The following is a 21,522-nucleotide window of genomic DNA, read 5'->3' as shown; positions in this document are numbered from 1 at the left end:
GTTTAAAACCTCATCTTATCTGCAAACTTTCCATTTCTAGATAAAAACTTGCCGTATTCTAGTAAATTGTCAATTGGCGAATGCTGAAAAAGATCAAAGGTAACGTTAATGCCTTTTTCTATTGCTTCATCACTTTTTTCAAAACCTTCACTGTCATCGTTAATCCAGAAATTAACAATAAAAGCAAATTGGATCCATAAGGCATCTTTATACCTTTTGCTTAAAAAACGGCGTTCGGCAAGTTCTCCGCTATCTAAACCTTCTTCAATAATTTCCTGTGCAAAGTTTTCAAAAATGGGTTTTACACCAGCTAAAACATCAGGGGTAGCAAACTTACCGCGGTGATTTTTTAAACTGTAAATAATAAAACTGCGTTGATTTTTAAGGTTTTCCAGGTAACTGTAAAAGAAAGAAAGCATTTTTTCTCTTGCTGTATACTGGAGCCAAACTTCCTGTTCTTTTATTTTGCTGATGGTTTCAAACGTAAGCTCAAACCAAATGGTTTTTTCTATGCTTTCAAAAGAAGAGAAGAATTGATAAAAATCCGCTTCGGTAATTTTAATTTTCTTTGCGAAAACATAAACCGATTTTGGTTTTTCATTGTTGCTTAATACATAATCTAAATATGCATTTCTTATTTGTTGAGCGGTTGCCATAGCTGTTTTTTTACAAGTATAACGTTTAATTTACTGGCTTGTTTTTTCGCCATATGCTTTGTTAATCATTAAATTGTAATAATAGCTTTCAAAATATTTGAAAGTTGGTTTTTAGGCTAACTATTTTAGTTTTAGTAATTTTTAATGTGGATAAATTTAAATAATAAAACTAAATTATTTAGTATTTTTGAACCTGATTAATCCCTAAATTTAAATTTGAAAATATGATTCAGCTTAATGATTTTTTATACGGCAAAATGGAATTACCTGAAGTATTTTCAGATCTTTTAGAAACAGCTATTTTAAAAAGATTGGCGGGGGTACATCAAAGTGGTGCCATATTTTTGGTTAATCCTGATATCTGCCATTCGCGTTTAGAACATGCCATCGGGGTAACCATGTTGATTAGAATGCTTGGTGGTTCTGAACTTGAGCAAATTGCGGGTTTGCTACATGATATTTCGCATACCGCTTTTTCTCATGTTGGCGATTATGTTTTTGATAATACAGATGAAGATTACCATGAAAAAGTTTTTGCAGCGGTTTTGTGCAAATCAGAAGTACCTGATGTATTGTTAAAATATGGATATGATGTTAACCAGATTTTATACGGCACATTTGATATTTTAGAACAGCCTTTGCCAGCGCTTTGTGCAGATCGGTTGGATTATACTTTACGGGATGGAGTGCATGGAGGGATAATTTCGCGCCAGCGCGCACGCGAATTTTTAACCGCTATTGTTTTAAAAAATGGGAAAATTGCTGTAAATACAGAAACTGAAGCAAACTGGATTAATGAGGTTTTTGAAAAACTAAACAATGAGGTGTTTAAACTCCCGCTGCACCTTTATGCCAATGGGAAGATGGCCGAATTGATTAAAAATTTTTTAAGTAAAGGGATTTTAGTGGAAAACGATATGTTTAAAACAGATACCATGTTGCTGAATAAAATCAGAACATCATATGAAGGATATGAGGCCATTAAATCCATTAAACAATTAAAAGGTTACGCTGAATTTTTAAGACATGGTGCAGTACCAAAAATTAAAAAAAGAACTTTAAATGCTATTTCTGTTTAGGGTTTAAAGTAGAATATACTATTATCGGATTGCTCATTGAAGTGCTGAGATAAATTGTAATTGTGTGTGGGTATTTTATGTTTTCAGGATCTTTCTTGCTGATGGTATAGCATCTTTTTGTTCAGGTAGGATCTCATTACAAAAATCTAATTAAACCAATTCAGGAGAATTAACGTATATTGTTCAAAATATAAAGGATATGTCGGCAATAGAAATTATTTTAATAGGAGTGGTGATTTTGCTCATTTTCGGGGGTAAAAAGTTACCAGAGTTAATGCGTGGGATAGGGAAGAGTGTTAAAGAATTTAAAGATGCTAAAGATGAACCTCCGGTTAAATAATTGCGGTGAATAAAACTTTCTACTTAAGGTGATGTTTTAAATGAAATAAACCTCAAAATGGATAATCAAAAACAAAACCAGGCCAAATCTAAATCCGATTTTACTGAAGAAAATAAACAACATCCTGATCAGGGATTGAATGATTGGAATGATCGATTAGATGAAAATTTAGAACCGGAAGATCATAACAACGTTAATGCGGATGTGCAAGCAAAAGATTTCTCTGCAAAATATGGGAGCGGAGATCAATCCGATCAAAATAACAACTGAATATTTATATTATAGCCAATTTTAATAAGATTGGCTTTTTTGTTTTCTGTTCTATCCGATTTCAAAGGATTTTTTCTGCAAAATTATTCCCTAAACTGCTAATTGAATACTCCTCAGGTGCTATTTGCTTCAAATTTGTTAAATTGCAGTAATTGTTTTTCTTGTGTGCTGATTTGTAGTATATTGCCTACTATATCAAACAAAAATGTATAACGTTTTCAACTAAACTGATAGGTAATGAAAAGGCATTGGTTATTGGTTTTATTGGTGTCTTTGTTTTTTCTGAAAGCATCCGGACAAAATATTTCTAATGAAGGAACTGATTTTTGGACGGTTTTTCCAACCCATGTACCCTCAAGAGCTGTTAATGGTGTAGTTCCATATGGAAATATAGCGGTTTTTGTAACTTCAAGATCCACTTCAGAGGTAACTGTTACCTGCGGAAACGCTGCCCCGGTTACTAAAGTTATCCCTGCCAATACAGCTGTTAGGTTTGATGTACCAAGAGCCAATGCCTATATTGATGGACAAACAGAGGCAAACCAGGTTTTAACAAATAAGGGGATACACGTTAAGGTTACAGATGGCAAACCAAAGGTTTCTGTTTACACGCATATTTATGGTGCAGCAAGGTCTGCAGCTTCTTTAATTTTGCCTTTCGAAACTTTAGGGCAAACATATTACTCCATGAACTTTACCCAAAGCAGCGGTGGAAATAATTTTTTAACCTTAGTGGCGGTAGAAGATGAAACAAATATTATTTTACATGAAAGTAATGGCACTACAATTCCTATAACCTTACGTAAGGCTGGCGACGTTTATGAATATCTGGCTTCGGGAACACAGGATTTGACTGGGGTTTTTGTAGAAACTGATCCTGCAACATCATCCTGCAAACGTTTTGCGGCATTTTCTGGAACTTCGGTAATAGGTATTGTGTGTAATACTTCTCAGGATCCATTGTTCCAGCAGCTTTATGCTACAAACAGTTGGGGGAAAAATTATGGTGTTGTACCTTTTATCAACAGGAAATACATCGTCAGGATTCTTGCTCAGGAAGACAATACCAGTGTTACTTATAATGGCAATACCTACACCGTTAATAAAGGCAGATTTATAGAAAGCGATCAGTTAACAGCCTCCACTTTTATCACTGCTGATAAGTTAATCAGTGTAGCGCAGTACTCCTTATCGCAAGATTGTTCTGCAGCCAGCGGAGGTGGGATAATCGGCGATCCTGAAATGGTAATCTTAAACCCGATAGAATTTAACATTAAAAGTGTTACCGTTTTTTCATCTGGTTTACAGAATATTAGCAACAAATATGTAAACGTATTAATTAAGACTGACAAGATAGCGGGCTTTAGGTATAATGGGATAGCCCCTGGTACCAACTGGACGGTATTGGATGGTAATCCTACTTATTCTTACACACAAATACCTGTTAATGCGGAGAGTATAACGCTTACCGCTGATGATGGTTTTAATGCGATTGCTTATGGCTTTGGCGATCATGAATCTTATGCTTATTCTGCGGGTACAAATTTATCGTCGAACAACTACCTCACAGTTTTTAATACTGCTAAAAATGAAGAGGGACAAAACGGATGCGTTGGGGAAACGTACAATATTAAGCTTTCGCTTCCATATAAGCCTGATTACATCAATTGGTCGCTGGATAATGAAACTGTTATTAATCAAAATCCACCCGTGCTTATCGAAACTAAAACTTTGCCTGATGGATCGAACATCTTTACTTTTGAATCGCCTTATACCAAAACCTATGCTGAAAAAGGTAAGCACAGTTTAGAAATTGTTGCCCATGTGCCCAATACATCATCATGCGTATCGGGTGATTTAACAACCAATTATACGTTTAATATTTACGATCTTCCGACTGCAAAGTTTGATCCTGTTGTTGGTTGTTCAAATGCTGCTGTGAAATTTACAGATGCGAGCATACCTAATAATGCCGATTTTGCTGTAACCAAGTGGTTATGGGATTTTGGTGATGGAAGTACGCCTGCTACCGAACAAAATCCGGAGCATATTTATACCAAAGCTGGTAAATATATAGTAAGGTTAACTGTTACCACGGGTTCGAATTGTTCGGACACTTCGGATCCTGTCGAAATTTTAATAAATCCTTCGCCATTGGCCAATTTTGATGTGAACGGATTGTGCACCAATACGCCAACTGTTTTAACAGATCAATCAAGCATCGAGGCCACCGGAACCATTGTAAAGTGGACCTGGAATTTTGGTGATGGAACTACTCCTGCAATAACTGATAATCATGTAGCCCCTGTGCATCAATATGCTGCTCCGGGTGCTTATACCATTACTTTAACTGTTGAAAGTGATCTTGGGTGCTCAAATGTTAAGCGCGTTAATATAAATGTGTATGATCCTCCGAAGGATTTGAATTTTACGCTTCCTGATTTCTGTTTGGCTGATGGGGTAGCCAGGTTTAAAAATACTTCAAAAAATACCGATGTTAGCACAACAGGTTTAACTGCAAAATGGACTTATGCCTTTAATGGCAATACAGTTGCTACATCTACCGGTTATGATGGAGCTTTTACGCCAACAAGTTTAGGAGTTTACACGGTTACATTAAATCTTAAAAATGCTGAAGGCTGCGAAACATCTTTCGCACAAACCTTTAATGTTAATGGTGATGTAAAAGCTGCTGATTTTGAAATTATAAATAATAATAGCTGCGCAACCGAAGATATTTTGATTAAGAATACTGCTTCAGTATTTACCGGTCGCATTACGAAGATTGAAATTTACAGAGATTATGGCAGGGAATCTTCCATTTATAAAACAATCAGTTATCCGGATGATAACGAAATTTTTGTTCTTAAATATGATAACTTTGGTGGTGCTGCTGACCAAACTTTTACCATCAGGCTTGTAGCTTATTCAGGAGAAAACTGTTCTAAATTTTCAGATCAAACACTTACTTTAAAACCAGTTCCTCAATTGGTATTTGATGATATTCCTCCTGTTTGTGAGGCCGATGGTACGGTTTTAATTACGCAGGGCAAACAGAAAACCGGATTAGAACTGAATGGGCCTCCCGGCGTATACAGTGGTGATGGTATGCGTGCAAATGGCACTTTTAACCCAAAAATAGCCGGAGTTGGGCCACACACCATTACTTTTACCTTTACCGGAGATAATGGCTGTTCCACTTCTATCTCAAATACCATTACAGTATACAAATCGCCAGTGGCTAATGCTGGTACGCTGATTTATCTTTTGGCTGGCGGACAGGTTGAAATTCCGGCAAGTGCTGAAGGAAATAATTTAAAATACGAATGGGCTCCGGCAAAGGGGCTGAATAGAACCGATGTCTTAAATCCGGTTGCCTCGCCGGATGAGGATACTGAATATACTTTAACGGCCACTACGCAGCCCGAAGGTTGTGTTACCACTTCAAAAGTATTGGTTAAGGTACTACAGGTTTTAACGCCTCCGAATTCTTTTACGCCAAATGGGGATAATGTAAACGATACCTGGATTATTAAGTATTTAGAATCTTATCCAAATGCAACTGTAGAAGTTTTTAACAGAAACGGAAATAAGGTGTTTTTTAGTAGTGGGTATAAAATTCCATTCGATGGTACCTACCAGAACGAACCATTACCTGTAGGGGTTTACTACTTTATTATCAATCCGCGTAATGGCAGGAAAACTATAACCGGACCGCTTACTATAATCAGATAAAATTGAAAAGAATCATCTTCATATTTGCACTTTTAGTGTCGGTTAAAGCTTTTGCGCAACAAAAACCACAATATACCCAGTACATTTTTAATCAATATTTATTAAATCCGGCACTTTCGGGTATCGAAAATTACCTTGATTTTAAAGCAGGTTACCGCAAGCAGTGGTCGGGTATTACCGATGCGCCGCAAACATCTTTTGTTTCTGCACATTGGGCTTTGGGAGATAAGCAATTATGGAGTAATGCGTTAACTTCTTTCCCGGAGCAAACCGGAAATCCGATGGATCGGAATTACATGCAAAACTATATGTCGTCGCCTTCACATCATGGGATGGGGGTTACAGCTGTACTGGATAAAACCGGGCCGATAAAAAGGTTGGATGCAAATGTTACCTATGCTTATCATTTGCAGTTAAGCAATAACTTTAATTTATCGGCTGGTATTGCCGCTGGGATTTCGAGTATATCATTGGATGTTAATGCGCTTACTTTTGATATGCCGATTGATCCGGTATTAAACAGAGCCTTGGTTAACCAGATTAAGCCTGATTTAAGTATTGGTTTATGGTTATACGGCGCAAGGTTATTTGCAGGTTTATCTGTTCAGCAGATTTTGCCACAGAAACTAAGTTTTTCAGGTGATAATAATTATAATTTAGGAAAGGAAGTGCCGCATTACTTTGCCACAGCGGGATATAAATTTTTTGTTGATGATGAAATTGCAGCTATCCCGTCGGTGATGTTTAAATACGTTTCTCCAGCACCGGTATCTGTCGATTTAAACCTGAAACTGGCTTTTAAAGATAAAATATGGTTGGGTGCGAGCTACCGTAAAGATGATTCTTTTGCCGCAATGGCAGGTTTTAATATTGGTAAAATGGTTAACTTAACCTACTCTTACGATTTTACTACTTCGGAACTGAACCAGGTAAGTAGTGGGAGTCATGAAATTGTTTTAGGGCTGTTGCTGAATAATATTTATAAAGTACCGTCTTATATTAAAATGTGGTGATGAGGGGGAGCGGTTTGTAGTTTTTTAGCGTTGAAGGGATGTATAGTGTCGTCATCTCGACCGTAGCGGAGAGATCTTTGGACCTGCTAGCACCATAAATCCGTCATTCTCGCGCATGCGGGAATCGTGATGCTTTCGCTCCGCTCGGGCTTGCCTCTGTTCACCGCCACCGAGGGGGCTCTTACCTTTTTCTTGATAAAAAGGTAACCAAAAATCAAGGCTTGGAACTGATGTCGGATAAATTCGTTAAAGCTTTTTGGTCGTCAGCACAAGTTCCGCCGAAGGGGCGGAAAGTGTGTGCTGCCTCAATTCAGTAATGAAAGAAAAAGGTAACGATAAAGCTTTAACGTTTTATCCTTCCATCATTTCCTATGCCGGAAAGCAGGGAGGAAATAGCATAATTCAAATAGCATGATGCAGGGGATGCGTTAAATTCGTCATTGCGAAGCTGGGAGAGAGCGAGCTGAAGCAATCTTTCTAGTAATGCTTCTAACACGGTCGTCATTCTCGCGCATGCGGGAATCTTAATGTTTTCGCTCCGCTCGGGCTTGCCTCGGTTACCGATATGAAATCGGTACAGGTCGGCCACCGAAGGGCTTTTACTTTTGGCTTGGCCCAAAAGTAACAAAAACCCAAGGCTTGGAACTGATGTCGGATAAATTCGTTAAAGCTTTTTGGTCGTCAGCACAAGTTCCGCCGAAGGGGCGGAAAGTGTGTGCTGCCTGGATGCAACGATGGAAGGAAAGGTAACGATAAAGCTTTAACGTTTTCTCCTTCCATCATTTCCTATGCCGGAAAGCAGGGAGGAGATAGCATAATTCAAATAGCATGATGCAGGAAATGCGTTAAATTCGTCATTGCGAAGCTGGGGGAGAGCGAGCTGAAGCAATCTTTTCAGTAATGTTTCTAAACGGCCGTCATTCTCGCGCATGAGGGAATCGTAATGCGGTTGCTGTTTTTCGCTCCGCTCGGGCTTGCCTCGGCTCACCGCCGCCGAGGGGGCTCTTACCTTTTTCTTGATAAAAAGGTAACCAAAAATCAAGGCTTGGAACTGATGTCGGATAAATTCGTTAAAGCTTTTTGGTCGTCAGCACAAGTTCCGCCGAAGGGGGCGGAAAGTGTGTGCTGCCTCAATGCAACGATGGAAGGAAAGGTATCGAGAAAGCTTTAACGTTTTATCCTTCCATCATTTCCTATGCCGGAAAGCAGGGAGCAGATAGCATAATTCAAATAGCATGATGCAGGAAATGCGTTAAATCCGTCATTGCGAAGCTGTGGGAGAGCGAGCTGAAGCAATCTTTTCAGTAATGTTTCTAAACGGTCGTCATTCTCGCGCATGCGGGAATCTTAATGCGATCGCTATGTATTACATACATTTTTGCCTCTACACCTAAAACGATCGTCATGCTGATCCGATAGCTATCGGATTTATTTCAGCACCTTTCCTGGTGTTCAAAACGTTGAGGGGGCGCGTAAATTCGTCATTGCGAGGCTGGGAAAGAGCGAGCCGAAGCAATCTTTCTAATAAGTTTTTAACACCCTCGTCATTCTCGCGCATGCGGGAATCTTAATGCTTTCGCTTCTCTCGGGTTTGCCTCGGTTACCGATATAAAATCGGTACAGGTCGGCCACCGAAGGGCTTTTACTTTTGGCTTGGCCCAAAAGTAACAAACCTGAGCGCAGCGAAAGCATGACTACTTATAAAAACAACAAACAATAAGGCATAACTGAAAGGCTTGGAACTGATGTCGGATAAATTCGTTAAAGCTTTTTGGTCGTCAGCACAAGTTCCGCCGAAGGGGGCGGAAAGTGTGTGCTGCCTCAATGCAACGATGAAAGAAAAAGGTAACGATAAAGCTTTAACGTTTTCTCCTTCCATCATTTCTTATGCTGGCGCAAAATACCACTGTAATTAAAGCACCATAGCCAACAATAGCAGATAAGTTGCTTTTAGGTAGCGAGTCGGAGCTTTTAGGTAGCGAGTCGGAGCTTTTAGGTCAAACGATTAGGGTCAGAGGTCAAACGATTGAGGTCAAAGGGCAAACGATTGAGGTCAAAGGGCAAACGATTGGGGTCAGAGGTCAAACGATTGAGGTCAAAGGGCAAACGATTGAGGTCAAAGGGCAAACGATTGGGGTCAGAGGGCAAACGATTGGGGTCATAGGGCAAACGATTGGGGTCAGAGGTCAAACGATTGGGGTCAGAGGGCAAACGATTGGGGTCAAAGGTCAAACGATTAGGGTCAGAGGTCAAACGATTGAGGTCAAAGGGCAAACGATTGGGGTCAGAGGTCAAACGATTAGGGTCAGAGGTCAAACGATTGAAGTCAAAGGGCAAACGATTGGGGTCAGAGGTCAAACGATTGGGGTCAGAGGTCAAACGATTGGGGTCAGAGGTCAAACGATTGGGGTCAAAGGGCAAACGATTAGGGTCAGAGGGCAAACGATTGGGGCCAGAGGTCAAACGATTGGGGCCAGAGGTCAAACGATTGGGGCCAGAGGTCAAACGATTGAGGTCAAAGGGCAAACGATTAGGGTCAGAGGTCAAACGATTAGGGTCAGAGGGCAAACGATTGGGGGGCTGTTCTGATAGTTTTAGAAAATTTGTAGTAAACTGAAAACCAAAAATCAAAAACTACAAACTGACCTATAGTTCTTTTCTTAACCTTGCAACTGGAATATTCATCTGCTCACGGTATTTAGCAACCGTTCTCCGAGCAATATTGTAACCTCTTTCTTTTAAAATTTCGGTTAGCTTTTCATCTGCCAAAGGTTTACGTTTGTCTTCGTTACCGATACAATCTTCCAATATTTTTTTAACTTCTTTATTCGAAACTTCTTCGCCATTTTCGGTTTGAATGGCTTCTGAGAAAAATGATTTTAACAAAAACGTACCGAATTCTGTTTGTACATATTTAGAGTTGGCCACCCTTGATACGGTTGAGATATCCATATCAATCTTATCAGCAATATCTTTTAAAATCATCGGGCGCATTTTACGCTCATCAGCTGTTAAAAAGTACTCATATTGATAATGCATAATGGCATTCATCGTTTTTAACAAAGTTTGTTGTCTTTGTTTAATGGCATCTATAAACCACCTGGCCGAGTCTAATTTTTGTTTAACAAACTGAACGGCTTCTTTTAGTTTTTTATCTTTTGATGAAGCTTTATCGTAATGCTCAAACATTTCCTGGTACGAACGGCTTACTTTTAATTCAGGAGCATTTTTTGAGTTTAAAGTAAGAATTAATACACCATCATTATTGCTGATGTGAAAATCAGGAATAATCTGCATTTGTTTGGTGGTTACCTGGTTGGCATCACCCGGTTTAGGGTTTAAACGCAAAATTTCGTTTACAACCTCTTTTAGTTCTTCGCTATCTAAACCTAAACTTTTTTCTAATTTATCGTAATGCTTACGCGTAAATTCATCCAGGTAGTTTTCTACCACATTCATTGCTTTGATAATTATGGGGTTGCCCGGATCTTTTCTCTTTAACTGAATCAATAAACACTCTTTCAGATCTCTCGCACCAATACCCGGAGGATCAAAACTTTGAATCAGTTTTAACATTTCCAGTACGTCTTCTTCCTCAACCATCACATTTTGCGAAAAAGCAAGGTCATCAATCATCGAACCTAGCGGGCGGCGTAAATAACCATCATCGTCTAAACTTCCTATTATTTGCTTTCCAATGATAAAATCCTGATCGGAAAGGGGAATAAGGTCGAGCTGCTCTTGTAAACTTTCAAAAAAAGTACTTTCAATAGCGATTGGCGTTTCTTTTTCTCCTCGTCATCGTCACCATTGTTATAATTGGTGCTATAATCGTTTGCCGAATCATCCTGTAAATAATCATCTACATTAAATTCGTCCATGCTGGTATCTTCTGATGACTGTTCGTAATCTTCCGGACCGTCGTTTAAGTCGTCATATTCGCTTTTTGGCTCATCCTGGGTCATTAAACTCGGATCTTCAAGTGCCGGATTTTCTTCCAGTTCTTCTTTTACGCGGGTATCTAAAGCAACGGTTGGCACCTGTAACAGCTTGATAAACTGTATTTGTTGAGGTGATAACTTTTGTAATAATTTTTGTTGTAAGTGTTGCTTTAGCATATTAATTATAAAAGAATGGGCCAAAAATAAACAATAGATTTCAGATATTATGCTGATTTGCCTTAAATGCTATCGATATGTTTGGTTTTAAAATTATTTCCTAAACGTTTGTATTGAATTTAATGTTTGCTACTTTAGTAAATATTTAAACTAATACTAAACAAAATATGGGGTTTGTAAAAGAATTTAAAGAGTTTGCCGTAAAAGGTAATGCCTTCGATTTAGCTGTCGGCGTAATTATTGGCGGTGCCTTTGGTAAAATCGTTACCAGTATAATTGAAGATTTGATTATGCCGGTTGTTGCCGCCATGGTTGGTAAGCCAGATTTTAGCAGCATTTATTTTGCTATGGGAAAAGGTGCAGAACTTATCCCGGCAGGAGCCTCACTAGCTGATGCGAAAAAAGCTGCCCCCGATGCTGCAATTTTTGCCTATGGCAATTTTATTACGGTTGCCATCAATTTTCTGCTGCTGGCACTTATTGTTTTTATTATGGTTAAAGCCATAAACAGAATGAAGAAGAAGAAGAAGCGGTGGCCGTTACTGCACCTGTTGTACCAACAAAAGAAGAAGTGCTTTTAGCAGAAATCAGAGATTTGCTAAAAGCTAAAGCCTAATACATAAAAAGCCGTTTCGTTAATACATCGAGACGGCTTTTTTGTTATTGATAACTTCTTTTTACGGCTGGATTGGTTATAATAATGTAATCGCCAAGATTTTTAAATTTTTCCCAATCAGGATTGGAAAAGCTTTCATCAGAAAAAGACGAAATGTTCAGGATTTTTAATTTGGGGTTGGCTTTTGCCAGTTTTGCTAAGGTGCCCAATTTTTCATCACTATGAAAACGCCCGTTAAGCTGTAATACTTTTGTTCCTTTATTAGCTTTAATAAATTTGTTTATAGCCCAGGCCATTGTTGCATCCCATAAATTTTGAGTCTGGTAAATTTTCATCGTCCCCATGTTATGGCCGCCCAGGGTTTCGTTAAACTTTTCATAATATCTGCCTTGTGCGGTATCGATAGGCAATGCTGGCAAAAAATTAAATGATGTTTTAGGAAATTTTTCCAACGCTTTCAATCCACCCATGGTAACTGCGTTGCTATAGCGCGTGGCTGCATTTGCCGCAATTACCCGGAGTTGGTGCTGTTTGGCATAATCTACCATAGGTTTATAGTCGCTATAGTTTCCCCATGCCCTGGCTTCTTTTATAAAATTCTTTTCAGAAATTACGCCTGCCAAAAATTCATCCATTTCCGGCTGTACATCTGTAGCAAACATTTCTAACGATAATGCTGTTTTTGGGTATTTGGTGTTAAGTTTTTTAAAGAGTTCTGCTTCCAGGTAATGTCCTATAGAATCATTATGGTCTTCGCCATAAAATAAAACATCAGTTGTGTTCATATCATTAACAATTTCATCTATCGAAATCGTTTTCTGCTTTTTTACATCGTAAATCTTATACTGCTTATTAATTTCCTGCGCACATAAGCCGGTAGAAATTGTAAACATCATTATAAACAGGGAAATTTTCATATCTCAAAATAACAAAAATATTTTCACCGATAAAATAAGGTTACTTACCGCCATTTATGCGCTTGTTGCATGGATCATCTATTTGGTTCGGGAGCTTATCGATACTTTTGGATTATTAAATATGAACACACATGGAAAATATTAATCATAACGATAACAACCAGCTTAAAAATTCGGGAAGGGTTTGGAGCGGTTTCCTCATCGTAATTATAGGATTTGCATTTTTATTAAACAATATGGGGCTAAATATTCCAAGATGGATTTTTAGTTGGTCTAATTTTTTAATCGTTTTAGGTGTATTTATCGGCGTTCGTCGTAACTTTAAAGGAATAGGCTGGCTGGTTTTAATTTTGGTTGGTGCTTATAATACTTTAACCAATATACCCGGTTTAAATTTTGATCTTTCTAAATATGCCTTGGGTATGGGTATGGTAATAGTAGGCGGTTTCTTAATCTTCAGACCAAAGGATAATGCTTTTTTAAAGAAAAAACGTAAAGACAAGAATAGACCTGAATTTGATTTTGGCACTGCCACCGATGACAAAACAGCAAATAATAACGATGTTATTGATGTAATGGCGGTATTTGGGGGCAGTAATCAAACGGTTTATTCTAAAAACTTTCAGGGGGGTGATATTACGGCTGTATTTGGAGGGGCGGATATTGTAATGACGCAGGCTGATTTCCCCGAAACGGTATCGCTTGATGTTACTGCTGTTTTTGGAGGCGTAAAATTAATTGTGCCGCAAAATTGGGCTATAAAATCGAACGTTACTGCATTGTTCGGTAGCGTGGAAGATAAAAGATCGCATTTGATGCCGGTAGCTGAAATGACAAAAACATTAATTTTAGATGGGACAGCTTTGTTTGGGGGGATTGAGATAAAAAGTTTCTAAACATTTAATAAAACATCGCCTATGAAATGGTTTGCAGTAAATTGTATCTATCAGGTAATTTGTGGTGAGGGGAAACATAGTCCCCAGTTTAATGAGCAAACGCGTTTAATCCTAGCAGAAAGTATAACGCAGGCCTTAGATAAATCCAAATTAAATGCCGTTCATTTTAATCCCTCTTTTAACAATTGCCAGGGAGAAAAAGTAGTATGGAAGTTTATCGGTGTAGGTGGAATATCGGAAGTGGCAGAACTTACCGATGGTGTGGAAATCAGTTCGAAAATTGTTGAGCCGAAATCAGTAGACCATTATCTGGAAAAGCTGAAACACCGCAATAAATCATTAACTAATCAAAACCATTTTGACAACTAGACCTTTATCCGTTCCGCAAATACAAAAAACATCCCTTTCCATTGCAATAGTATGGACTGTACTGTGTGGTGTTGGATTGCATTATGTAGTAAATTTTTCGTGGTGGATTTCGGTAACGGATAGCCTGATCAATAATTTTTTACTGGCCCTGGCCTGTATTGGTATCAGCAATATGCTGGGTTACTATCAACCTAAAAATGAACGGATATTGTATGTGCTCATTATTACGCTTGCACTTACCTTTGTAATTATTTTTGCTGCTAAATATGCAGTGCTTTATATTTTTGCCGATTATAAAGAATACAAAGATTTTTACAATTTCTCTTTTGCTTTTAGGGGATTGATTTCTTTTATGTGTTTGGCCTGGTGTGCTTTGGCCAATATTCTATGGTACAGACTGGAAGAACAATCAGAAACGCACGAAAGGCTTTCTGCGGTCAAAAGTTTGGCTAAAGAGGCCGAACTGAATAAATTAAGGCACCAATTACAACCACACTTCCTTTTTAACAGCTTAAACTCGGTATTTGCCTTAACCATGGTAAACCCGAAAGAGGCAGGGGTAATGATTACCAAACTGGCTTCTTTTCTTCGTGGAACTTTAAAACGTGATGATGAATTGTGGGTTTCGGTAGAAGAAGAAATGGAGTATATTCAATTGTACCTGGATATTGAGAAGGTAAGGTTTAGCCATAGGTTAAATATCGAAGTAAATGTAGCCGAAGATACCTTAAACCTTTGTTTGCCCGGTACATTGTTGCAGCCTATTGTAGAAAATGCCATAAAATTCGGACTTTACAATACTTCTGCCGGCATTACGATTAAAGTAGATGTTACGGTTGAACACAACATTTTGCAGTTGCGTGTACAAAATCCTTTTGATCCGGAAATGAAAGCAGCGGGAGGGACAGGATTTGGTTTAACTGCCATAAAACGAAGGTTATATCTGTTATTTGCGAATACTCATCTGTTGCAAACCGATATTGAGGCAAATAATTTATATATTACAACCCTAAAAATTCCACAAAAAAATGATCAGAACAATACTAATTGACGATGAGCCTTTAGCAAGAGATATTGTAAAATATTACCTTTCAGATCATGCAGAAATAGAAATTGTAGCCGAATGTGGTGATGGGTTTGAAGGCTTAAAAGCGATTACCTTGCATAAGCCTGATTTAATTTTTCTGGATATCCAGATGCCCAAAATCAGTGGTTTCGAAATGCTCGAACTGGTTGAAGATAAACCTGCGGTGATTTTTACCACTGCTTTCGATGAATTTGCCATTAAAGCTTTTGAAGTTAATGCAGTAGATTATCTGCTGAAACCTATTGATAAATCGCGTTTTGATGCCGCGATTAAAAAAATACCCAACAAATTAAACCAAACCGCAAATACCGAGGCTGTTTTGGATGCAGCAGCTTTAAGTCCGGCGCAAAACAATAGGGTAGTGGTGAAGAAAGATGGCGTAATAAAGATTATTCCTGTCGCTGATATCAACTACCTCGAAGCAGATGATGATTATGTGAAATTGAGTACGGTAGATGGTGCTTTTTACAAAAATAAAACCATGGCTTATTTTGAGCAAACGCTTGATGTGAGCCAGTTTATCCGCATACATCGATCTTACATCATTAACCTTGCACAGGTAACCAAAATAGAGCTCAAAGAGAAAGATAGTTACGTAGTGTTGTTAAAATCAGATATCTGGTTGCCGGTAAGTAAAACAGGTTATGTAAAGCTAAAGGCCGCGCTAGGTTTGTAATTAACCCTTCCATTCCATCAATCGGTTGGTGTTTTACAGAACAAATATATTTTTGAAAGCAATTGAGTGCTAAAATTATTATTAGTTCTGCTTTTCATTATATTTAATTAAGGTTCCTTATGAGTAAACGCTTTAAGGTAGCTTAAAAGATGCTGAAATAAATCCGATAGCTATCGGATCAGCATGACGATTGCCCTAAGGAATGTTTAATGAAGAGCAACAAATAACGCAAACAATCAATTATAAACAGATCATTAGTCGCGTTTTTCGAAAGATTTTATAAATTTGCATCAAATAGAAAAAATAATAATTAATCACTCTTGCATTTGTAGAGAAATCGCTTTATATTTGCACCTCTTAATTTTACAATAGATAATATACAGTCATGAAAAGAACATACCAACCTTCGCAAAGAAAGAGAAGAAACAAACACGGCTTCCGCGAAAGAATGGCAACAGCTAACGGCAGACGAGTATTAGCATCACGTCGTGCTAAAGGAAGAAAAAGATTAACAGTTTCTGACGAACGCAAGCATAAAGCATAATTTTTGATTGCTTTTCCGTTAATTCGGAATTGGCAGATCAAAATCTGCAATTATCAATCAAAAATATATGTACACATTCAGAAAAGAAGAACGGTTATGCAGCAGGAAACATTTAGACCTGTTGTTTAAAAACGGTTCTTCTTTTTTATTATACCCATTTCGGGTTTCCTATCTTTTTATAGATCATCCGGCTGATGTACAGGCGCAGGTGGTGATCAATGTTCCTAAAAAAAGATATAAACGGGCAGTAGATCGTAATCTGCTTAAACGCCGTATCCGCGAAGCTTATCGCTTAAACAAACAAGATAAATTGTATCTGCCATTGCCTACAGATAAGGGCTTGCTTTTATTTTCTATTCAGTTTGTGGGAAAAGATAAATATGAATTTGCTTTTATCGAGAAAAAATTGATTGCAACCCTTAAACGCTTTCAAAATTTAATCCAACCCAATGAAATTCATCAATAAAATTTTCGGGTGGTTTTTTTTAGGACTGATTAAAGTGTATCAATACGCTATTTCGCCAATGTTAGGGGCAAACTGCCGGTTTACACCTACCTGCTCGCAATATGGAATTGAAGCCATTAAAAAGCACGGACCATTTAAAGGTGGCTGGCTTGCCTTAAAACGTATTGGCCGCTGTCATCCCTGGGGTGCACACGGTCACGATCCTGTTCCTTAGTAGGTTTATTCATTCCGTTATTCATTAGTCATTTGTTTTATCTTTCGACTACGCTACCATTCACAGGTATCAGTAAAGCGGTCGACATTGCTGGTGCGAAGCAATGCTAAAGCACATACTAGTAGCGATTGTTGTAAGATTGCTTTGTCAGCTGAAAAAGCTTTCTCAGCAATGACGCCCCTCAGCATAAATTTATTTACCTGAAATTCTTCTGTCACTTATACTTGTTTAATAAATTACCCCTCAGGATGATATGCCACAAGGCATAGTTTTTCAACCGAGGTGCTTAAATAGGTTATCTACTCCAAACTTATCTTTGTTCCATTTTTACTTATCTTTGGGCAATGGCTAATATACTTCAAATAGAAACGGCTACTGCTATCTGTTCTGTGGCGTTATCTGTAAACGGCGAAACAATTTCTTTAAAAGAAGAGCAGGGGCAAAACCTGCATGCGGCTAACCTCACTTTATTTATAGATGAAGTAATTAAAGCTGCTGGATTGAATTATCAGGAATTAGATGCCATTGCCGTAAGTAAGGGGCCAGGATCGTATACCGGTCTTCGTATTGGAGTTTCTACGGCTAAAGGACTTTGTTATGCTTTGGATAAGCCTTTAATTGCAATTGAAACTTTAGCCATGATGGCTGCAGGCTTTCTTGCTAAAAATCCTCATTATACCGGTTTAATCTGCCCGATGATTGATGCCCGCAGAATGGAAGTTTATACCTCTATTTTTGAACCTTCTTTAAATGTAATTACGCCAACTGAAGCTAAAATTATTGATGAAACAAGTTTTGGCGATTTTCTTTTACAACAACCTATAACCTTTTTAGGCGATGGTGCTGCAAAATGTGCAGCAGTATTAACGCATGTAAATGCAGCGTTTGATGCAGCAAATTACAATTCGGCAACTTACATGTCGCGTTTGGCAACCGAAGCTTTTAATAAAGGCAATTTTGAAGATGTAGCTTATTTTGAGCCTTTTTATTTAAAAGATTTTGTGGTTACGCAATCTAAAAAGCAGCAGGCGCAAAGTTAGTTTGGGTTATTTCCGCTTAAAAACAGAAAATAGATTTTTAAAGAAACTTCCTTCTTCCTTATCATTAATGCCTGGTATTACATCTGCAAACTGTGGATGGTTAACCACATTGCCGAATTTTATGCCAACACCCATATAAAAAGAAGCCCCGTTTGGACCACTGCCTATAGTTGCATCTTTTTTAAGGAGGCCATAAGTTTGAAAACTGGTTGCAACTAAATTATCGGTACCCATAAAGATTTCGAAATTAGGAGTTTGGTATTTTCCTTGCAGTCCGACCATAAAAACGTCGTTAAAATTATATAAAGGAGTAATACTTCCCGAAAAGTTGTTGGCAATAAAAGTATTTACAAGGGCTATATCTCCACCTTTGTAAAACAAACTTTTAGAAACCGCTAAACCAGGTTTATAAAAACCATAGCGTTTAGATAGATAGATATCTAATTTTGCATTAGTTGGTGTTAAAAATTTTTTGCTTTGTTCTGAAAGGAGAAAAATATCTTTTATTTCCTGGTTGGTATTGTTTCGATCTTCTAAATCCTCGATTATTTTAGATTGGTTAACCGTAGTTCTTTGGGTATTGCTTCTCCACCAGATAAAGCCTAAATCTTTAATATTAGCCATTAAAAACAGCCCTTTTTTTGTGGTGTAATTTGTTCCAAAGCTTAGTGATAAACCTGGGTTTTTAAAATTTGGGAAGAAATTTTTCTTATCTACTTCATTAAAATCGGAGAAATTACTCGAATATGTGCCATTTAATCCAATCAATAATGCCGAAGCGGTAGGATCTATATATAGGTATGAATTGGAAATATCGAGTTTGTTGTAAAGTATTCCGCTCAATACACTGGCTTTAAGCCCAAAAGCCAGCCTTTTGTTCCAGTTTTCACGGTAAGTAAAGCTAAATTGATGGTAACTTTGTTCGTATCCTTTGGTATCGAATAGGCCATAGTATTGCTGGCCTTTATTAAACCGTTCAAAGGAATCGAAAATTGCAAGAGTTTCATTCGTATAATCAATATTTGCATCAGACCTGATCTGCCAGGAAAATCCCATTTCTTTTTGGTATTTATAGGATTTAAAGAGACGGAAGGTAGCCAGATAAATGTTACTGTTCTGGAAGAAATGATTAATCTCTCCTGTTCCTATCGGTATCCCTGTGGTATTATATTCACCTTCCTGCGTCAGTCTGCGGATAATAAATTTAGAACCTCCCTTGTTAATCGCATTTACGCCAAAATAGGGCAGTAGAAAATTTGAAGAAAATTTCCGGGATGAATCAAGGGTGAATGATTTTTGGGAAGGGTTTTCGAAAGCATCAAACATTGTTTTCGTTCCGAAAAGTGCATACTGTTGAGCATTTGCAACCCCGAAGCTGGCCAAAGCCAGTAACGCAAGTAAAAGTTTCTTCATGTAAAATGGTTTTCTGGCTTGTTTCTAATTAACGGTTACTTAACGAATCTGGTATTTCCGGTTTTAAATATTTGTTTAAAAGCAAGTTAGTAATAAACTTGTTCTTGTCTGCACTCATCTGATAATAAAAAGTATCGAAACTTTTTAAACCACTATCTGCCCTTAAATGTTTGTAAAATGGAAGTTGAATGTTGTTCCTGAAAATTTCTGCCGAGTTTTTAGTGTTAATGTAGTAGCTAACATTAGAGGTTGTCGAAATTTGGTTTACCGCATCCAGGTATTGTGGCGTTTGGGTTAAAAGCCTGTTGTTTTTATAATCATTTAAAAATGACTGCACTGTACTCGCGTTATTGGCCACCACCAAATTATTATCAACAATGGCATAGTAAGGCCTCCCAAATTTTTTAAAAGGCTCGCCAAAATAGCTGTATAAAATGTCTGATGATTTAAACAACTTAATGTCTTCATTGTAATCGGCACTAACATCCAATAGCAGCTGTTTTACTTTTTCTCCGTTCGATAATGCCACAGCGCCCAGTTTTTCGGTAGTACTGAGCTGAAACAGGATAAACTGGTTTTTGGTGTAGGTAGAAAATACGGCGTTTAAATCTATCCGGTAATTATTTTTAACGTTTTCAATAACGCCATTAACTTTGTTTGTTACTTTGGTTTGCTCTTGCCAGGCTTTTAGCTTTTTAAGCCATTGATTATAATCATCGTAAGCATAAAGGGCATAATTTGCTGTATTATCAGGTAAAATATTTTGTATGGATGTGTTTTGGGCAGCGGTATTTTCGAAAAGTTTAAGGTAGTTAAGCTGGTCTTTCAATTCTGTATTTCCACTGAAAAGTACTTTTTCTTTACTGAAATTATAATTGAGTACGGCAAAACTGTTCTGTTGATTAAAAATCGATATTTCGCCGTTCAGGTTACCTGCTACAATGCTTTTCAGCAATAATGGAGCTTGATTGAAGTTGATATACACATGGGCCAATACATTTTTAATCTGCCTGTTGTTCTCTTTAATGTAATCAGTAAATGGATTTTCAGTTAAACGCACATTGGCATCATTAATCAGTTTTAAAGAGGTAGAAGCAGTGAGTACCTGGTTGTTGATGCCCAAATAAATAGATAAACTATCATTCACTTTAACGGTATAGCGGTTTTTCGACTGTTCGGAAATTGCTTTTTTAAGTTTCAATTGCTCGTACAATTTTTTTAAGTCCTTTTCTTCCTGGAGTTGTAGCGTAATCAGAAAATTTAGTGTTTTGTTCGAATCCGGAAGTACACTGATGTAAATCTGTTGATCTTTAAGGTACCGGTTAAGCTGATTATCGTTAATGATAGCTGTTTTAAGTTGTTTTAAGAGGTTTGTTTTGTCTTTACCTAAAACCTGCTGAATCAGTTGTTGGCCTTCCATAATGTCGTAAAAACCCTTGTCGTTCTGGAAAGAAAATACCAGTGCCGCATTGTTCGTGGCAGATTGCAAGGCAAGATCTTTTGCATCATTATCTGTTCCCAATTTAGAAAAATAGATGTAGGCCATAAAGGCTACACCCAAAAATAATGCACTTGTTAGAATTACGATTTTTTTCATCTGCTATGCAACAAATTTAATTTATTACATTGATTAGTGAGAAGTTCTTTCTCAATTTATTAATTTAGCGATTGCTATTGGCAATAATTATGAATAAACGAATAATCCTTACTGCTTCTTTTTTTGGTGCTGTTGCTGTTTTACTGGGTGCATTTGGTGCCCATGGCCTTAAGGCCTTAATTGATGGTCCGTCATTAGAAATCTGGCAAAAAGGTGTTGATTATCAGTTCTATCATACGTTTGCTTTGTTATACCTTTCTACCTTTGCACGTTACCGGAACAAGCTGATTAATATTGCCTATTTCTGCTTTACATTTGGTATTATTCTTTTCTCGGGCTCATTGTATTTATTGGCCACCAGAAGCATATCCCATTTAGGATTTACTGAATTTATTGGCCCGGTAACGCCAATTGGCGGTTTGTTATTTGTATTGGGATGGATAATGCTCTTTTTTGCAGCATTTAAAGATAAATAA

General features: G+C 37.6%; 22 protein-coding genes and 1 pseudogene. 16 read left to right on the top strand and 7 right to left on the bottom strand.

The genetic code is table 11. The features are described 5' to 3' along the window. Positions 1-2: 2 nt before the first annotated feature. The gene (locus ACZZZW_RS18075) at positions 3-656 is read right to left on the bottom strand and encodes a TetR/AcrR family transcriptional regulator (protein WP_055905407.1); all 654 of its coding nucleotides are present in this window, start codon (positions 654-656) and stop codon (positions 3-5) included. Between the two features lie 224 nt (positions 657-880). Between ACZZZW_RS18075 and ACZZZW_RS18070 the strand changes: the two genes are divergently transcribed. The 5 genes from ACZZZW_RS18070 to ACZZZW_RS18050 all read left to right on the top strand — a co-directional run bounded on the left by ACZZZW_RS18070 (position 881) and on the right by ACZZZW_RS18050 (position 7,093). Then, positions 881-1,735 (top strand): HD domain-containing protein, encoded by an 855-nt coding sequence (locus ACZZZW_RS18070; protein WP_463495486.1) that lies wholly within the window; start codon positions 881-883, stop codon positions 1,733-1,735. 199 nt (positions 1,736-1,934) lie between these two features. Beyond that, entirely contained in the window at positions 1,935-2,075 is a 141-nt protein-coding gene (locus ACZZZW_RS18065) for a Sec-independent protein translocase subunit TatA/TatB (protein WP_029280163.1), read from the top strand. 57 nt (positions 2,076-2,132) lie between these two features. After that, on the top strand, positions 2,133-2,345 hold the full coding sequence (locus tag ACZZZW_RS18060; RefSeq protein WP_463495484.1) for a hypothetical protein: 213 nt from the start codon (positions 2,133-2,135) through the stop codon (positions 2,343-2,345). 237 nt (positions 2,346-2,582) lie between these two features. Beyond that, complete coding sequence (locus tag ACZZZW_RS18055; RefSeq protein WP_463495482.1) at positions 2,583-6,080, top strand: PKD domain-containing protein; 3,498 nt, start codon at positions 2,583-2,585, stop codon at positions 6,078-6,080. Between the two features lie 2 nt (positions 6,081-6,082). Further along, the gene (locus ACZZZW_RS18050) at positions 6,083-7,093 is read left to right on the top strand and encodes a PorP/SprF family type IX secretion system membrane protein (RefSeq protein WP_463495480.1); all 1,011 of its coding nucleotides are present in this window, start codon (positions 6,083-6,085) and stop codon (positions 7,091-7,093) included. A gap of 1,642 nt (positions 7,094-8,735) precedes the next feature. Here ACZZZW_RS18050 and ACZZZW_RS18045 read toward each other — a convergent pair. Next, positions 8,736-8,975 (bottom strand): hypothetical protein, encoded by a 240-nt coding sequence (locus ACZZZW_RS18045; RefSeq protein WP_463495478.1) that lies wholly within the window; start codon positions 8,973-8,975, stop codon positions 8,736-8,738. Positions 8,976-9,037: 62 nt separating this feature from the next. Here ACZZZW_RS18045 and ACZZZW_RS18040 point away from each other — a divergent pair, with 62 nt between their 5' ends. Then, positions 9,038-9,682 (top strand): DUF5666 domain-containing protein, encoded by a 645-nt coding sequence (locus ACZZZW_RS18040; protein WP_463495477.1) that lies wholly within the window; start codon positions 9,038-9,040, stop codon positions 9,680-9,682. A 57-nt stretch (positions 9,683-9,739) separates the two neighbouring features. On the opposite strand, the pseudogene rpoN reads toward ACZZZW_RS18040, so the two are convergent. Further along, a pseudogene (rpoN, locus tag ACZZZW_RS18035) lies at positions 9,740-11,211 on the bottom strand (RNA polymerase factor sigma-54). 167 nt (positions 11,212-11,378) lie between these two features. Here rpoN and mscL point away from each other — a divergent pair. Then, a complete protein-coding gene (mscL, locus tag ACZZZW_RS18030; protein WP_463495475.1) occupies positions 11,379-11,792 on the top strand; it encodes a large conductance mechanosensitive channel protein MscL in 414 nt (137 codons plus the stop codon). Between the two features lie 79 nt (positions 11,793-11,871). Here the strand turns inward: mscL and ACZZZW_RS18025 are convergent, their stop codons facing one another. Next, positions 11,872-12,723 (bottom strand): ChaN family lipoprotein, encoded by an 852-nt coding sequence (locus tag ACZZZW_RS18025; RefSeq protein ID WP_463495473.1) that lies wholly within the window; start codon positions 12,721-12,723, stop codon positions 11,872-11,874. Between the two features lie 152 nt (positions 12,724-12,875). Here ACZZZW_RS18025 and ACZZZW_RS18020 point away from each other — a divergent pair, with 152 nt between their 5' ends. The 7 genes from ACZZZW_RS18020 (at position 12,876) to yidD (ending at position 16,996) form a co-directional block, all read left to right on the top strand. Further along, complete coding sequence (locus ACZZZW_RS18020) at positions 12,876-13,640, top strand: LiaF transmembrane domain-containing protein (RefSeq protein WP_463495471.1); 765 nt, start codon at positions 12,876-12,878, stop codon at positions 13,638-13,640. Positions 13,641-13,661: 21 nt separating this feature from the next. Further along, positions 13,662-14,009, top strand: coding sequence for a DUF4288 domain-containing protein (locus ACZZZW_RS18015; protein WP_463495469.1), 348 nt, complete (start codon positions 13,662-13,664; stop codon positions 14,007-14,009). Then, complete coding sequence (locus ACZZZW_RS18010) at positions 13,999-15,060, top strand: sensor histidine kinase (protein WP_235526012.1); 1,062 nt, start codon at positions 13,999-14,001, stop codon at positions 15,058-15,060. The genes ACZZZW_RS18015 and ACZZZW_RS18010 overlap by 11 nt, the downstream gene beginning before the upstream one ends. Beyond that, complete coding sequence (locus ACZZZW_RS18005; RefSeq protein ID WP_463495467.1) at positions 15,038-15,772, top strand: LytR/AlgR family response regulator transcription factor; 735 nt, start codon at positions 15,038-15,040, stop codon at positions 15,770-15,772. Before ACZZZW_RS18010 ends, ACZZZW_RS18005 begins: the two co-directional genes overlap by 23 nt. Before the next feature lie 385 nt (positions 15,773-16,157). After that, positions 16,158-16,316, top strand: coding sequence for a 50S ribosomal protein L34 (gene rpmH / locus ACZZZW_RS18000; protein WP_010601723.1), 159 nt, complete (start codon positions 16,158-16,160; stop codon positions 16,314-16,316). Positions 16,317-16,383: 67 nt separating this feature from the next. Next, positions 16,384-16,782, top strand: coding sequence for a ribonuclease P protein component (locus ACZZZW_RS17995; RefSeq protein WP_463495465.1), 399 nt, complete (start codon positions 16,384-16,386; stop codon positions 16,780-16,782). Beyond that, positions 16,766-16,996, top strand: coding sequence for a membrane protein insertion efficiency factor YidD (yidD, locus tag ACZZZW_RS17990; protein WP_055905362.1), 231 nt, complete (start codon positions 16,766-16,768; stop codon positions 16,994-16,996). Before ACZZZW_RS17995 ends, yidD begins: the two co-directional genes overlap by 17 nt. Positions 16,997-17,049: 53 nt before the next feature. On the opposite strand, the gene ACZZZW_RS17985 is transcribed toward yidD, so the two are convergent. Continuing rightward, positions 17,050-17,214 carry a hypothetical protein gene (locus ACZZZW_RS17985; RefSeq protein ID WP_463495462.1) on the bottom strand — a complete coding sequence of 55 codons (165 nt, stop codon included), beginning with the start codon at positions 17,212-17,214 and terminating at the stop codon, positions 17,050-17,052. Positions 17,215-17,340: 126 nt separating this feature from the next. Here ACZZZW_RS17985 and tsaB point away from each other — a divergent pair, with 126 nt between their 5' ends. After that, complete coding sequence (tsaB, locus tag ACZZZW_RS17980) at positions 17,341-18,036, top strand: tRNA (adenosine(37)-N6)-threonylcarbamoyltransferase complex dimerization subunit type 1 TsaB (RefSeq protein WP_463495460.1); 696 nt, start codon at positions 17,341-17,343, stop codon at positions 18,034-18,036. Between the two features lie 6 nt (positions 18,037-18,042). On the opposite strand, the gene ACZZZW_RS17975 is transcribed toward tsaB, so the two are convergent. Both ACZZZW_RS17975 and ACZZZW_RS17970 read right to left on the bottom strand, forming a co-directional pair. Continuing rightward, a complete protein-coding gene (locus tag ACZZZW_RS17975) occupies positions 18,043-19,449 on the bottom strand; it encodes a DUF5723 family protein (protein ID WP_463495458.1) in 1,407 nt (468 codons plus the stop codon). A gap of 28 nt (positions 19,450-19,477) precedes the next feature. Continuing rightward, the gene (locus ACZZZW_RS17970) at positions 19,478-21,046 is read right to left on the bottom strand and encodes a hypothetical protein (protein WP_463495456.1); all 1,569 of its coding nucleotides are present in this window, start codon (positions 21,044-21,046) and stop codon (positions 19,478-19,480) included. Positions 21,047-21,135: 89 nt separating this feature from the next. Between ACZZZW_RS17970 and ACZZZW_RS17965 the strand changes: the two genes are divergently transcribed. Further along, complete coding sequence (locus ACZZZW_RS17965; protein WP_406826244.1) at positions 21,136-21,522, top strand: DUF423 domain-containing protein; 387 nt, start codon at positions 21,136-21,138, stop codon at positions 21,520-21,522.

The sequence above is a fragment of the Pedobacter sp. AC379 genome (genome assembly GCF_979258145.1).
Note: the sequence above shows the minus strand (reverse complement) of the source record. Positions and strands in the feature narration are given on the sequence as shown.